The 13,520-nt window shown below is 64.4% G+C and carries 13 protein-coding genes; 6 read left to right on the forward strand and 7 right to left on the reverse strand.

Annotated elements, in window-relative coordinates:
• Window positions 1–48: 48 nt before the first annotated feature.
• The 3 genes from MTX19_RS38605 to MTX19_RS38615 all read right to left on the reverse strand — a co-directional run bounded on the left by MTX19_RS38605 (window position 49) and on the right by MTX19_RS38615 (window position 2,957).
• Complete coding sequence (locus MTX19_RS38605; RefSeq protein ID WP_280981838.1) at window positions 49–1,320, reverse strand: trypsin-like peptidase domain-containing protein; 1,272 nt, start codon at window positions 1,318–1,320, stop codon at window positions 49–51.
• Between the two features lie 194 nt (window positions 1,321–1,514).
• Entirely contained in the window at window positions 1,515–1,757 is a 243-nt protein-coding gene (locus MTX19_RS38610) for a hypothetical protein (protein WP_280984636.1), read from the reverse strand.
• Window positions 1,758–1,943: 186 nt separating this feature from the next.
• Window positions 1,944–2,957, reverse strand: coding sequence for a 1-aminocyclopropane-1-carboxylate deaminase (locus MTX19_RS38615; protein WP_280985766.1), 1,014 nt, complete (start codon window positions 2,955–2,957; stop codon window positions 1,944–1,946).
• 160 nt (window positions 2,958–3,117) lie between these two features.
• Between MTX19_RS38615 and MTX19_RS38620 the strand changes: the two genes are divergently transcribed.
• The 5 genes from MTX19_RS38620 to MTX19_RS38640 all read left to right on the forward strand — a co-directional run bounded on the left by MTX19_RS38620 (window position 3,118) and on the right by MTX19_RS38640 (window position 6,737).
• Window positions 3,118–3,582, forward strand: coding sequence for an Lrp/AsnC family transcriptional regulator (locus tag MTX19_RS38620; RefSeq protein WP_280981839.1), 465 nt, complete (start codon window positions 3,118–3,120; stop codon window positions 3,580–3,582).
• Window positions 3,583–3,748: 166 nt separating this feature from the next.
• The gene (locus MTX19_RS38625) at window positions 3,749–4,675 is read left to right on the forward strand and encodes a LysM peptidoglycan-binding domain-containing protein (RefSeq protein ID WP_280981840.1); all 927 of its coding nucleotides are present in this window, start codon (window positions 3,749–3,751) and stop codon (window positions 4,673–4,675) included.
• 177 nt (window positions 4,676–4,852) lie between these two features.
• Complete coding sequence (locus tag MTX19_RS38630; RefSeq protein WP_280981841.1) at window positions 4,853–5,086, forward strand: hypothetical protein; 234 nt, start codon at window positions 4,853–4,855, stop codon at window positions 5,084–5,086.
• Window positions 5,083–5,823: an amidohydrolase family protein gene (locus MTX19_RS38635; RefSeq protein WP_280981842.1), complete on the forward strand. Its 741-nt coding sequence runs from the start codon at window positions 5,083–5,085 to the stop codon at window positions 5,821–5,823. The genes MTX19_RS38630 and MTX19_RS38635 overlap by 4 nt, the downstream gene beginning before the upstream one ends.
• Before the next feature lie 62 nt (window positions 5,824–5,885).
• A complete protein-coding gene (locus MTX19_RS38640) occupies window positions 5,886–6,737 on the forward strand; it encodes an NAD-dependent protein deacetylase (protein ID WP_280981843.1) in 852 nt (283 codons plus the stop codon).
• A gap of 125 nt (window positions 6,738–6,862) precedes the next feature.
• Here MTX19_RS38640 and MTX19_RS38645 read toward each other — a convergent pair whose 3' ends face one another.
• Genes MTX19_RS38645 through minC form a run of 4 tightly spaced genes read right to left on the reverse strand, consistent with a single transcriptional unit; the run spans window position 6,863 to window position 8,971 of the window.
• Window positions 6,863–7,165 carry a hypothetical protein gene (locus MTX19_RS38645; protein WP_280975114.1) on the reverse strand — a complete coding sequence of 101 codons (303 nt, stop codon included), beginning with the start codon at window positions 7,163–7,165 and terminating at the stop codon, window positions 6,863–6,865.
• Entirely contained in the window at window positions 7,162–7,440 is a 279-nt protein-coding gene (minE, locus tag MTX19_RS38650; RefSeq protein WP_280978347.1) for a cell division topological specificity factor MinE, read from the reverse strand. The genes MTX19_RS38645 and minE overlap by 4 nt, the downstream gene beginning before the upstream one ends.
• Window positions 7,440–8,255, reverse strand: coding sequence for a septum site-determining protein MinD (gene minD, locus MTX19_RS38655; protein ID WP_280981844.1), 816 nt, complete (start codon window positions 8,253–8,255; stop codon window positions 7,440–7,442). The genes minE and minD overlap by 1 nt, the downstream gene beginning before the upstream one ends.
• A 20-nt stretch (window positions 8,256–8,275) precedes the next feature.
• Complete coding sequence (gene minC / locus MTX19_RS38660; protein ID WP_280981845.1) at window positions 8,276–8,971, reverse strand: septum site-determining protein MinC; 696 nt, start codon at window positions 8,969–8,971, stop codon at window positions 8,276–8,278.
• 993 nt (window positions 8,972–9,964) lie between these two features.
• Here minC and MTX19_RS38665 point away from each other — a divergent pair.
• Window positions 9,965–13,096: a multidrug efflux RND transporter permease subunit gene (locus tag MTX19_RS38665; RefSeq protein WP_280981846.1), complete on the forward strand. Its 3,132-nt coding sequence runs from the start codon at window positions 9,965–9,967 to the stop codon at window positions 13,094–13,096.
• The last annotated feature ends 424 nt before the right edge of the window (window positions 13,097–13,520 follow it).

Here is a 13,520-nt window from a genome sequence, read left to right on the forward strand (position 1 = left end):
ACGCTTGCCTCGCCTCGCCCCGCTTGTGCGGAGGGAGAAGACACGGCCTCAATTGCCCTGCCGCTTCGCGCCCGCGCTCTGCTCATTCACCGTGCAGGTGATCAGCAGCGTATATCCGCGCGCGTTCCTGGCGATCTCGGCCGTCTCCTTCTTCATCTCCTCGCGCCACTCTGCGGTCCGGTACGCCACCGCGCTGTTATCGAGGAAATCCCGCAGCGCGCCGGTCTTGATGGCGAAGTTGATGTTCTCCGGGATGGTGCCCGTTGCTCGCGCGACCCTGACCGCGTCGAGCTTGGCGGCGACCACGCCGACCACGGCACCGGTCAGATCGAACAGCGGCCCGCCGCTGTTGCCCGGCTGCACCGCGGCGCTGATCTGCAGAAAGCGGGTATCGTTGAGGATGCCGCTCAGCGAGCTCACGATGCCCGTGGTCACGGTGAAATCCGACGTCAGCAGTCCATGATAGGGAAAGCCGATCGCCACGACGCCGTTGCCGACCTGGATGGCGTTCTGCCGGATGCTCGCGACGTCCTTGAATGGGGTCGGCGCCTGCAGCAGCGCCAGGTCGTTGGTCTCGTCGCCGGACACCAGCCGCAGCTTGACCGGCGCCTCGCCGCTCAGATTGCCCGTGATCCCGCCGCAGCCGTCGATGACGTGATGGTTGGTCACGACATGACCATTGCTGCTGACCACGAAACCAGTGCCGGTCTGCGTCCCGGACTTGCCCTGCTTCGGCGGCGAGCTCGGTGTAGCCTGCGGCGGCGGCGTCGCAGCCGCCGGCTTCACAGCGACCGCGAACTCGCCGGCATTGGCGACGCCGTTCTTCTTGACCGACATCACGCAATTGAGCAGCGCGGGCAGCAACTGCGCGGTTTGATTCAGGTTGAACTGAAACAATTGTCCCTGCGCGAAGGCCGTCATCTGCCGCGCCTTGCGGAACTGGTTGACCAGCGCCGAGTTCACTGGCAACTCAACACTCACGAGCTGCGCTCCGATCGGCATGCCATAGACGTTGAACGCCGGTTGGCCGTCGAAGGTCAGGGCGAGCGGGAAGGCTTCACCCGGCGTCAACCGCCAGCTTTCATGCGAGAAGCCCAATCGCCAGCTGCCGTTCGCGCCGATCGAGACCATGAAATAGATGCCGCTCTGATAAGAGCTGCCCGCAGCGCAATGAGTGAACGCGCCGTTCTGGTCGTTGGTGTAGGCGCCGCCCTTCCAGTTGCCGACGCTGATCGATCCGTACGGACCGCGCGCATGCGACGATGTCGCTGAAGCAATTAGCCACGCGGCCGCGACGACCGTCCAGATCGCAACTCTCATGATACGCCCCCCAGCCCAGCACCGATCACAGAAGGAGCGTGAAGATTCACCGCAGGTGGTGAGGAGGCTATCGTTGGTCCTGCGACCGCGCCGCACCGCCGCGGATGAGGCAACCGCCACATCCTCTGGTTACAGCGACATGTTCCTATTTTGTTCTATATATGTCAACCCAGACACATAGTCGTAGCCGACCCCTAGCTCGGCTCCCGAACCGATGACGCAGCAGGCCGATTCGGCTGTCTGAGGTGGTCGAACCAGTACCAGGAGGCCAGCGCATGCACGCCGACTCCGATCAGGAAGATGCCGGTATAGAGCTCGAACTCCCATACCCGCCCATGCAGCAGGCAGGGATGGTCCTCGCACACCCAGAACCAGTGCCCGACGGCGATGATGCCGGCGCCCAAGGCAGCAATGGCCCGGCCGAACGCATTCATCATCCACACGTGATGTCTCCCGACTCGCCCGGCGGAACCAAGCTACCGGGCGAACCTGACACGAACCTTAACATGGGGCGGCGACTAGTCAGCCACGCCTCCGCAAGAATCTCGCGGCCGGAGCGGTACGCATTGCGCGAATGCGTCCGATGGCTCAATCCGGCTAAGGGCTGCAAGCGCCTCGCCGGCTCAGCCGTTGCGGAAGGTGTAGGCGTACCCGTTGATCGCCGGCGCGCCGCCGAGATGGGCGTAGAGCACTTTCGATCCGGCCGGGAAGAAGCCCTTCTGCACGAGATCGATCATGCCCTGCATCGATTTCCCCTCATAAACGGGGTCGGTGATCATGCCTTCGAGCCGCGCGCTGAGACGGATCGCCTCTTTCGTCGCCTCTGACGGCACGCCATAGGCCGGATAGGCGTAGTCCTCGATCAGCACGACGTCGTCCTCGACGATGTCGCGGCCGAGCTCGACCAGCTTCGCCGTGTTTTGCGCGATCGCCAGCACCTGCGCCTTGGTCTGGTCAGGGGTGAACGAGCCGTCGATGCCGATCACGTTGCGCGCGCGCCCGTCCGCGGCAAAACCGACCAGCATGCCGGCATGGGTCGAGCCGGTCACCGTGCAGACGATAATGTAGTCGAACTTGAAGCCGAGCTCTCTCTCCTGCGCGCGCACCTCTTCGGCGAAGCCGACATAACCGAGCCCGCCGAACTTGTGCACGGACGCGCCGGCCGGAATTGCATAGGGCTTGCCGCCCGCGGCCTTTACCTCCTCGATCGCCTGCTCCCAGCTTTTGCGGATGCCGATGTCGAAACCCTCGTCGACCAGGCCCACATCGGCGCCCATCACCCGCGAGAGCAGGATGTTGCCGACACGGTCATAGACCGCATCCTCGTGCGGCACCCAGCTTTCCTGCACCAGACGGCACTTCATGCCGATCTTGGCCGCGACCGCCGCGACCATGCGGGTGTGGTTCGACTGCACGCCGCCGATCGAGACCAGCGTGTCGGCGTTGGAGGCGATCGCGTCGGGAATGATGTATTCGAGCTTGCGCAGCTTGTTGCCGCCGAAGGCAAGGCCTGAGTTGCAGTCCTCGCGCTTTGCATACAGCTCGACCTTGCCGCCGAGATGCTTGGAGAGGCGATCGAGCTTCTCGATATGGGTCGGCCCGAAGGTGAGCGGATAGCGCGCGAATTTTTCCAGCATGCTGGCATCCCCGTTGATGTCTTGGAACGGCGCAACACCTATCACCGCGGATGCGAAAGGTGCTCCCTAACTCGGATCAGACTTTCCGTGAATGTTGCATCTGGATTGGCATCTATTATGCTTTCTCTCGTCAAGCTGGCTTTATCTGAAAGATTCTTCCATGCCTGCGCGCCTCGACCGCATCGACCTCAAGATGTTGAGATTGCTGCAGAAGAACGGCCGGCTCAGCAATGCCGAGCTGGCCGATCAGGTCGGCGTCAGCCCCGCCACTTGCCATCGCCGCACCCAGGCGCTGTTCGACGAGGGCTTCGTCAGTAGCGTCCGCGCCATGGTCGCGCCGCGCAAGGTCGGCAAGGGCACGCTGGTGATGGTCGGCGTGGTGCTCGACCGCTCGACGCCGGAAAGCTTTGCGAGCTTCGAGCAGGCGGTGGCGAAACTGAAATGCGTGCTCGACTGCCACCTCGTCGCCGGTGACTTCGACTATTTCCTCAAGATCCGCGTCGGCGACATGGAAGACTTCAACCGCATCCACGGTGACCAGCTGATCGCGCTGCCCGGCGTACGGCAGACCCGCACCTTCTTCGTGATGAAGGAGGTGGTGGACAACGCGATGCTGGAGTTCTGAGCGACGGCCGGACGCAGCGCTTGTGCCGCGTTGCGTCAATTAGACTGACCGAAGGTGTACCCAATCAGAGAGCTTGATGGACTGAACAAATCGGAGCAATCTTCGCCAGGAGGTCGAACCGCTGCGCTCTTCGACAGCCGCGCGAGTTGGTCAACGGACGTGAATCATGGCCGCCATATCGATCAGCCGAATGGTTGTGCCGTTCATCGCACTCGTTGCGGGCGGCGGCGTGGCATTGATGTTGGATGTCCCCCGCTCCTTGCAGCAGCCGCCAGCCAATATGGCGGCTCTCGATGCAAAGAGCGCTGCAGCCGCAGCGCCGGCGGCAGACGCGCGCGATCACGGCGCAGCCGCTGCCGTTGCGGCGCAGTCGGAGGCAGACAAGCTTTCGGCCGCGCTTGCGCCTCCAACGCCGGGCAGCGACCAGTTACCCGAATTCGACGTCGTTCGCGTCGAACCGAACGGCGAGGCCGTGATCGCGGGCCGTGCGGCACCGGGCGCCACCGTGGAATTGTTGCGCAACGGCGAGCCGCACGATCGGGTCGTCGCCGATCCATCCGGCCAATTCGCCATGATCCCGCGCGCGCTTCCGCCAGGGAAAAACGACCTGAGCTTGCGCGTGCGGCAGGGCGACGGCCGGGAGGTCGTATCTCGACAAAGCGTGGCAGTCGCGGTCGACCCCACATCGAGCGAGCGGCCGGTCGTTGCGCTGATGAGCCCCAATGAGCCAACCCGGTTACCGTCCACGCATCCGACATCCGAGCCCGCGGCCGGCAATGCGGTTGTCGAGGCCACCGGCGCCGTACCGACACTGCCCCCGGCGTCGAGCCAGGCAGAAGCGCCCGTCGCCTCGCAGCCGCGACTGGCGGCCGCCAACGCGACCCTGGTCCGGGACAAACCCTCGCCGTCATCCGTGGTCGTGCCCAAGACCACGACAACCACCGTTTCGCGCGGCGACAGCCTGTGGCGCATCAGCCGACGCGCCCTGGGCGCGGGGCCGCGCTACGTGGGCATCTACCGCGCAAACAAGGCGCAAATCCACAATCCCAATTTGATCTACCCCGGCCAGGTGTTTGTGATGCCGACGCGGTGAGGCGGGGTGTCATCGGCTCACGCCTCGCCAAGGCTTGCAACGCTGCAACGGGTTGCGCGGGCGGCGTCGAGCTGTCGTGAAGAGCGCGCCCGGAAAACCGCCAATATTCACCTAAAGGATTGAAGCAACCCGGCGCCCCCAGTCAGGGGTGACATCCGGCAGCGGAGCAGCAAGGCCATGCGCACCATCACGCTTGAGGAGCATTTCGCCACGCCCGCCTTTCTCGATGGCCCGGGCCGCGATCTCAAGGAGCAGGCTCGCCAGGTCGGCAGCCGCGCCGAGCAACTGATGCGCGACCTCTGTGACCTCGGCGAAGGCCGGATCGCCCAGATGGACACCGCCGGCATCGACATGCAGGTCGTCTCGCTGACCGCGCCGGGCATCGAGCAACTGGACACCCCGAGGCGGTGACGCTTGCGCGCGACACCAATGACGCGCTGGCCGATGCGATCGCAAGGCATCCGGCAAGATTGTCCGGCTTCGCCGCGCTGCCAATCGCGGCGCCGGACCTTGCGGCAAAGGAGCTCGAACGCCGCCTGAGCAAAGAGGCCTTCGCGGGCGCTGTCATCAACGGCCATCAGCGCGGACGCTATCTCGACGACAAATTCTTCTGGCCGGTGCTGGAGGCCGCCGAATCGCTGGGCGCGCCGATCTATCTGCATCCGACGCGACCGCCCAAGCCGGTGATCGACGCCTCGTTCGGCGGCTTTGCGCCACTCGTCACCGAGATGCTGGCCGGCCCCGGCTTCGGCTGGCACATCGAGACCGCGGTGCATGTGCTGCGCATGGTGCTGGGCGGCGTGTTCGACCGCTTTCCCAAGCTTCAGATCGTGATCGGCCACATGGGCGAAGGCCTGCCGTTCTTCATGCAACGGGTCGACGTGATGCCGGTCGAGCTGACGAAGCTCAAGCGTCCCGTCAGCGCCTATCTGCGCGACAATCTGCACTACACTTTCGCGGGCTTTAATTTTCCGCCGACGTTCCTCGATCTGCTGCTCGAGATCGGCGTCAGCCGCATCATGTTCTCGGCCGACTATCCTTATGCCTCGATGACCAAGGCGCGCGCGTTTCTGGATCAGATTCCGGTTTCCGCCACCGACCGTGCGCTGATTGCGCATGGCAACGCGGAGAAATTGTGCAGGCTCTGAGCGTTCATAGATCGACCGCGCGGCATGCCCGGCGCGGCCGATCTGTTCGGGTTGACTGCGCCTTGACGGGCTGGCGCAGCGCTGCCCGAGCCACTAGATGTGCCCGCATGCAGCAGCACGCCCTGGAACAATTCGTCGCGCGCCACCAGCGCCTGTTTATCCTGACCGGGGCCGGCTGCAGCACCAATTCCGGCATTCCCGACTATCGCGACAGCAACGGCAACTGGAAGCGGACGCGGCCGGTCACGATCCAGGCATTCCTGGGCGAGGCCGGCACACGGCAGCGTTATTGGGCGCGCAGCATGGTCGGCTGGCGGCGCTTCGGCCGCGCCGCGCCGAACGGCGCGCATCGCGCGCTGGCAAGGCTGGAAGAGCAAGGCAAGTGCGAGCTGCTGCTAACCCAGAATGTCGACCGGCTGCATCAGGCGGCCGGCAGCAGGCAGGTGATCGACCTGCACGGCCGTCTCGATGTGGTCCGCTGCCTCGGCTGCGCCGCGACGATGCCGCGCGAGCGGTTCCAGGGCGAACTGGCGCGGCGCAATTCGGCGTGGCTGGAGTTCGACGCCGCCGACGCGCCCGACGGCGACGCCGATCTCGATCACGAGGACTTTTCGTCCTTCACCGTGCCGGCATGCGAGGCCTGCGGCGGCGTGCTCAAACCCGACGTGGTGTTCTTCGGAGAAAACGTGCCGCGTGATGTCGTTGCATCAGCGCGAGCCCATCTCGAACAGGCCGACGCCATGCTGGTCGTCGGCTCCTCGCTGATGGTCTATTCGGGCTTCCGCTTCGTGCGGATGGCGAAGCAGCGCGGGCTGCCGATTGCCGCGGTCAATCTCGGCCGCACCCGCGCCGACGAGCTGCTCGCGCTCAAGGTCGAGGACCAGTGCGAGACGGCGCTGTCGTTCCTGCTGTAGGCCGCCGGCCTTTCCACGTCACAGCGAGCGAAGCGACGCAATCCATTGTCTCCGAATGCGCGGATGGATGGATTGCTTCGTCGCTATCGCTCCTCGCAACGACGGGACCCCGAGGTCACCGGGCCTCACGCCCGGTGCCGATGCGGCCGGGCATTGACCGGGCTGGTGCTCCAGTGCGTCCAGCTCACGCTGGCGAGGCTGCCGCGGTCCGTTGCCAGCGGACGCCGGGTCCGGCGCTCATATTCGGCGATGCAGCGGCCCGACTCCCAGATCTTGCGCTCCAGCTCGGCGATCGTCTTTTGCATCCGGCGGCTCGTGCCGCAGGTGGGATCCTTGAGCTGATCGACTTCGAGCGCCTTCAGCGCCGCGCGATGCTTCCTGAGCTGCGCGCGTTGCCAGGCAATATGACTGTTGCTGTCTGCTGTCATGTGGCCGCCACCATCATTGATCGTTGCACGCCGTTGGGCACCTCGATATCGACCTCGAGCATCGACACGAACTTGCCCCTGTCCATCTTGACCACGACCTTGTCGGGGTCGAGATCGACATGTTTGGACACCACGCCGAGGATTTCGGCGCGGAGAACTTCGAGAAGATCGGGACCACCGGTCCGGCCGCGCTCATGCGCGAGCAGGATCTGTAGCCGCTCCCGCGCCACAGGCGCGGAGCCGGCGCGGCCGCCGAAGAGCCGCATCAGGTTCATCATGCAGCCCTCCGTCGCAGCAGCCGATCCATCAGCCCCTTGCGCTCGGCCGGCACCGTCATCGTCACCGTCTCGCCCATCAGACGGCGCACGGCGTCGATATAGGCCCGCGCCGGCGCGCTGCTCGCGTTGTTCAACGTCACCGGGCTTCCGACGTTGGAGGCCTTCAACACGTCCTGGCTTTCCGGCACGATGCCGAGCAGCGGCGTGGCCAGGATCTCCAGTATATCGTCGATCGACAGCATCTCTCCGCGCGCGGCGCGCGCGGCGTCGTAGCGGGTGACCAGAAGATGCTTCTCGACCCGCTCGCCGCGCTCGGCGCGCACCGTCTTGGAATCCAGCATGCCGATGATGCGGTCGGAGTCGCGCACCGAGGAAACTTCCGGATTGGTGACGATGATGGCCTCGTCGGCGTAGCGCATCGCCAGCGTCGCGCCGCGCTCGATGCCGGCCGGGCTGTCGCACAGGATCCAGTCGAATTTGGTTCTGAGGTCGGCGATCACCCGCTTGACCCCCTCTTCCGTCAGCGCGTCCTTGTCGCGGGTCTGCGACGCCGGCAACAGCCAGAGATTCTCGAGCCGCTTGTCGCGGATCAGCGCCTGCGGCAGCTTCGCAACGCCCTGGACGACGTTGATGAGGTCGAACACGACCCGCCGTTCCGCGCCCATCACCAGGTCGAGGTTACGCAAGCCGACGTCGAAGTCGATGACCACGACGTTCTGTCCCATCTGCGCGAGCGCAGCACCAAGTGCGGCGGTGGATGTGGTCTTTCCGACCCCGCCTTTGCCGGACGTCACGACCAAGACTTTGGCCATTCTCTTCTCCTTCTGGTCGATCAGTTCAAAGCTGTGATTCGCAGCATTTCGCCCTCGAGCCACGCCTGAGCGGGCCGGTTGCGCAAGCTGTCAGAGACCTGTTCAGCGGTCTGGTAATAGCCGTCGATGGCGAGCAGCTCGGCCTCGATCTTCTGACAGAAGATCCGCGCCGCCGAGTTGCCGTTGATCCCCGCCATCGCGCGGCCGCGCAGCGTGCCGTAGACATGGATCGAGCCTCCGGCCACGATCTCGGCGCCGGAGCCGACCGAGCCGAGCACGGTGACGTCACCCTCGGCAAAGACGATCGATTGACCGGAGCGAACCGGGCTCTCGAGCAGCAGCGACGGCGACTTCGCCTTGGTCTTCACCTGCGGCGACGGGTCGACATGGGTGATGGCGCAGGCCCGGCCGCCGGTCAAAAGCGGCGGCAGATTGGCGCCGAGCTTCGCCTCGTCGACGCCTTCGATGCCGAGCACGCGGATGTTGCGTTGATCAAGGCTGCCGACGAGATGGGCGATCGCGGCGGCGCTGAGGTCCACCGACGCCAGATCGAGCACGACAGGCTTACCGGTGAAGAAGCCCGGCGAGCGCGCCAGCGTCTGGTCGATCTCCTCGAGCCAGGACACGATCGGCACGACAGGCGTGAACACGAACGCGACGTAGGAACGGCCGCGCATGCGAACCTGCTGACGTGCTGGCTGTTGAGTAGCGTTCATCGCCCCTGACTCGGTTGTCTTTTCGAATGGTTAACAATCGGCACGCATGGTTAACCGAAGGTTAATAACGTCAGGGTTTTCACGGATTTGAGTTGGGCGTGTCCGCGGCGTGCCATGCAGGCCTGGCGCTGCACGGTGTCGTTCGGCCCCCCGACTGGGCGAAGGCCGGCGCGATCGAAACCGGGGCTGCAAAGGGCGGTTTGGGCGGAAAACCGTCCCGAATCGTTGCGAATCAGCCGATTGCGCGCCCCCGCGCCTCGGCCGCGACAGCGCAGACGCAACAAACACTGCGAATCACGCGTGCCTCCGTACTCTTACGGAACCATCGATCATGCTTACGCCCCATTGCGCCGCGCACACTCCGCGTCGGGCTAAGGGTGGAGTGCGTTATGCCGGCGGATGCCAAACCGTCTCCGGAGGCCGTGACGTATTCGTGCGAGGCCTGCGGAAATCACATGACCTTGCTGGCCGCCCTGCCGAGGACGGCGAAGCACGAGGCTATTCGCATCTTCCGTTGCTATGGTTGCAACGCGGTCAGGACCGAGCGCGCCTGAAAGCCCGCGCTGGGGGCGCGCTGATTCGGATTTCTTTTCTCCGCGCGATTGCGTGGACACTCAATCGAGCAAACAGGCAGCCCAGCCAAATCGTCATGGCTGACGCCGGCGATCGATCGACTGTGGCGGTGCGCGACGCTCTGATGGGGCCGATCACGTGCGTGGTTTGCCGCGGCACCGCATCATTTCATCATTTCGCGCCCGCGAAGACGCGCGTTGGACAAAGGTCTAATCCGCACTACAGGCTTTCCGTTCGCATGCGACCGCAAACCGACTAAGCTCGCGGACAACAATGCTGGCCTCAGGGACCATCGATGGTCCCGGGGCGCAAAAACACAGTCACGGTCTTCAGGGAAACGCACATTTCGCGCTCGGCACGAGAGCGCGGCTCCCATCGTGTGGCGGAGAAGACGCGCTGGCCAGCCGATGGTTTCAGGGAATGCAGAACAGCATCTCTTCTCCATTCATTCGCTATCCGATCGGCACCTCGCTGCTGATGGCGGGCATCCTGTTCGTGGGGCTGGTCGCGTATCCGCTGTTGCCAGTCGCGCCGCTGCCGCAGGTCGATTTTCCGACCATCCAGGTTTCCGCGAGCCTGCCCGGCGCCAGCCCGGAGACGATGGCTTCCTCCGTCGCCCAGCCGCTCGAGCGCCAGTTCGCACAGATCCCCGGCATCGCGCAGATGACGTCGACGAGTTCGCTCGGCTCGACCTCGGTCACGATCCAGTTCGACCTCGGCCGAAGGATCGACGCGGCGGCCGGCGACGTTCAGGCTGCGATCAACGCCGCCAGCGGACAATTGCCGAAGAACCTGCCGTCGCCGCCGACCTATCGCAAGGTCAACCCGGCGGATTCGCCCATCATGATCCTGTCGGCGACCTCGGACACGCTGCCGCTGACCACCGTGAGCGACCGCACTGACGCCCAGCTTGCGCAGCAGATCAGCCAGATCTCCGGTGTCGCCCAGGTCTTTGTCGGCGGCCAGCAAAAGCCTTCGATCCGCATCCAGGTCGATCCGGCGAAGCTGGTCGCCAAGGGCCTGTCGCTGGAGGACGTGCGCGCCCAGATCGCGATCGCCACGACCGACAGCCCGAAGGGCAATATCGACGGCGAGCGGCATGCGTTCACGATCTACGCCAACGACCAGCTGATGCAGGCGAAGGACTGGAACGACGTCATCATCGCCTATCGCAACGGTGCGCCGTTGCGGGTCCGCGACATCGGCCAGGCGGTGGCAGGCCCGGAGGACGTGAAGACCGCGGCCTGGGCCAACGGCCAGCGCGGCGTGTTCCTCGTCATCTTCAAGCAGCCCGGCGCCAATGTGATCGACACCGTCGACCGCATCAAGGCGCAGTTGCCGCGGCTGGTCGCGGCGATCCCGCCGACCATCAAGATCAAGGTCATCAGCGACCGCACCCTGACGATCCGCGCCGCGGTGGAGGACGTGCAGATCACGCTTCTGATCACCATTGCGCTGGTCGTGATGGTGATCTTCCTGTTCCTGCGCAGCTTCTGGGCGACGATCATCCCGAGCATCACGGTGCCGCTGGCGCTGCTTGGCGCCTGCTCATTGATGTGGGTGTTCGGCTATTCGCTGGACAATCTTTCGCTGATGGCGCTGACGATCGCGGTCGGCTTCGTGGTGGACGACGCGATCGTGATGCTCGAGAACATCACGCGCTACGTCGAGAAGGGCGAGCAGCCGATGGCCGCCGCCTACAAGGGCGCCAGCGAGATCGGGTTCACCATCGTCTCGATCAGCGTCTCGCTGGTCGCCGTGCTGATTCCGCTTTTGCTGATGGGCGGCATCATCGGGCGATTATTCCGCGAATTTGCGGTCACGCTGGCGATGGCGATCTTCGTGTCGCTCGTGGTCTCGCTGTCATTGACGCCGATGATGGCCTCGCGCTTCCTGCGCGCCGATCACGAGGTCAGGCACGGCCGCTTCTACCAGTGGAGCGAGCGGATGTTCAACAAGCTGCTCCACACCTATGAGCGGGGCCTCGATCGTGCGCTGCGGCACAGCTTCATCACGCTTTGCGTCTTCTTTGCAACCGTCGCGCTCTCGGTCTACCTCTTCGTCATCATTCCCAAGGGGTTCTTTCCGCAGCAGGACAACGGCTTCCTGACCGCGGTTTCGGAGATGCCGCAGGATATCTCGTTTGCCGAGATGAAGCGGCGGCAGGAGGAGCTCAGCCAGATCGTGCAGGCCGACCCCGCGGTCTCCTCAATTGCGATGTTCATCGGCGGCGGCGGCACGGCGCTGAATTCGGGCCGCATGTACATCACCCTGAAGCCGCGCGAGGAGCGCAATGTCGACGCGCAACAGATCATCGCGCGGCTGCGCCCCAAGCTCGACAAGGTCATCGGCGCGCGGCTGTTCATGCAGGCGTCGCAGGACGTGCGGCTGGGCGGCCGCGCGACCCGGACGCAGTTCGAATATACCCTGCAGGACGCCAACCTCGACGAGCTGAACGAATGGGCGCCGAAGATCCTGGCGAAGATGAAGACGTTGCCGCAGTTGCGCGACGTCGCCACCGACCAGCAGACCGAAGGCACCACGGTCCAGCTCACGATCAATCGCGACATCGCCTCGCGCTTCGGCATCCAGCCGCAGCTGATCGATGACACGCTCTATGACGCGTTCGGACAGCGTCAGGTCGCGCAGTATTTCACGCAGGTGAACAGCTATCACGTGATCCTGGAGATCACGCCCGAGCTGCAGGGCAAGATCGACACGCTCGACAAGATCTACATCAAGTCACCGTTGACGGGCGATCAGGTGCCGCTATCCGTGTTCTGCAGATGGACCGATGTCCCGGTGCGGCCGCTCGCGATCGCCCATCAGGGACAGTTTCCGGCCGTGACGATCAGCTTCAACCTCGCCCAGGACGTGGCGCTGGGACAGGCCACCAATGCGGTGCAAAGTGCCGTGGCCGAGATGGGCGTGCCCGGGACGCTGGCGACGAGCTTCCAGGGCACCGCGCAGGCGTTCCAGCAATCGCTGAGCACGGTGCCGATGCTGATCGTGGCGGCGCTGATCGTGGTGTATCTGATCCTCGGCGTACTCTACGAGAGCTACATCCATCCGCTGACCATTCTCTCCACGCTGCCGTCCGCCGGCGTCGGCGCGATCGCGATCCTGATGGCGTTCGGCTTCGATTTCAGCCTGATCGCGCTGATCGGCATCATCCTCCTGATCGGCATCGTCAAGAAGAACGGCATCATGATGGTGGACTTTGCGATCGCCGCCGAGCGCGAGCGGCATCTGACGCCGCGGCAATCGATCCGCGAAGCCGCGCTGCTGCGCTTCCGCCCGATTATGATGACGACGATGGCCGCATTGCTCGGTGGCGTGCCGTTGATGCTCGGCACCGGGACCGGCGCCGAGATTCGTCAACCCCTGGGTTATGCGATGGTCGGCGGCCTCCTGGTGAGCCAGGCGCTGACGCTGTTCACGACGCCCGTCGTCTATCTTTATCTCGATCGCCTCTCCAATTTCCTCTCGGACAGGATACAGGGCAAGCCGCGCGAGCAGACGGGCGATCGGATGAAGGATGCCGCCGAGTAGCGGGATCACACTCGACTGCTGACGATAGCGCCGGCTCGGCCGGTGTTATCGCGAGGCTTGTGTATCTTACGGCTGGGACGAAACCGCCGAACCCGGCAGCGGCGCAAACTGCATCCCGCCAACGGCAGAGCCGGCATATGCAACGGCGATCAACATCACGATCCTGATAGCGACGAACATGCGCTTCCCTCTTGTTCTCGTCTTTGCCTCAACCTGACAGAGACTCATTGCCATCAGGTGAGAGAAGCTGGTTGTCAGTAGCTTTACGGCATTGGTGAGCGAGAGGTTTACGGATCACGTCGAGAAGCCGGAACCCTATTCACGCGCCGCGAACGGTGTTGCGAGATCGATCCGGCCGTTAAACGCGCGATTCAGTGCCGCCCGGGCAGTGTCGAATGAGACAGCCAGGAAGGCGCAAATCATT

It is taken from the genome of Bradyrhizobium sp. ISRA464 (assembly GCF_029910095.1).
Taxonomy (GTDB): domain Bacteria; phylum Pseudomonadota; class Alphaproteobacteria; order Rhizobiales; family Xanthobacteraceae; genus Bradyrhizobium.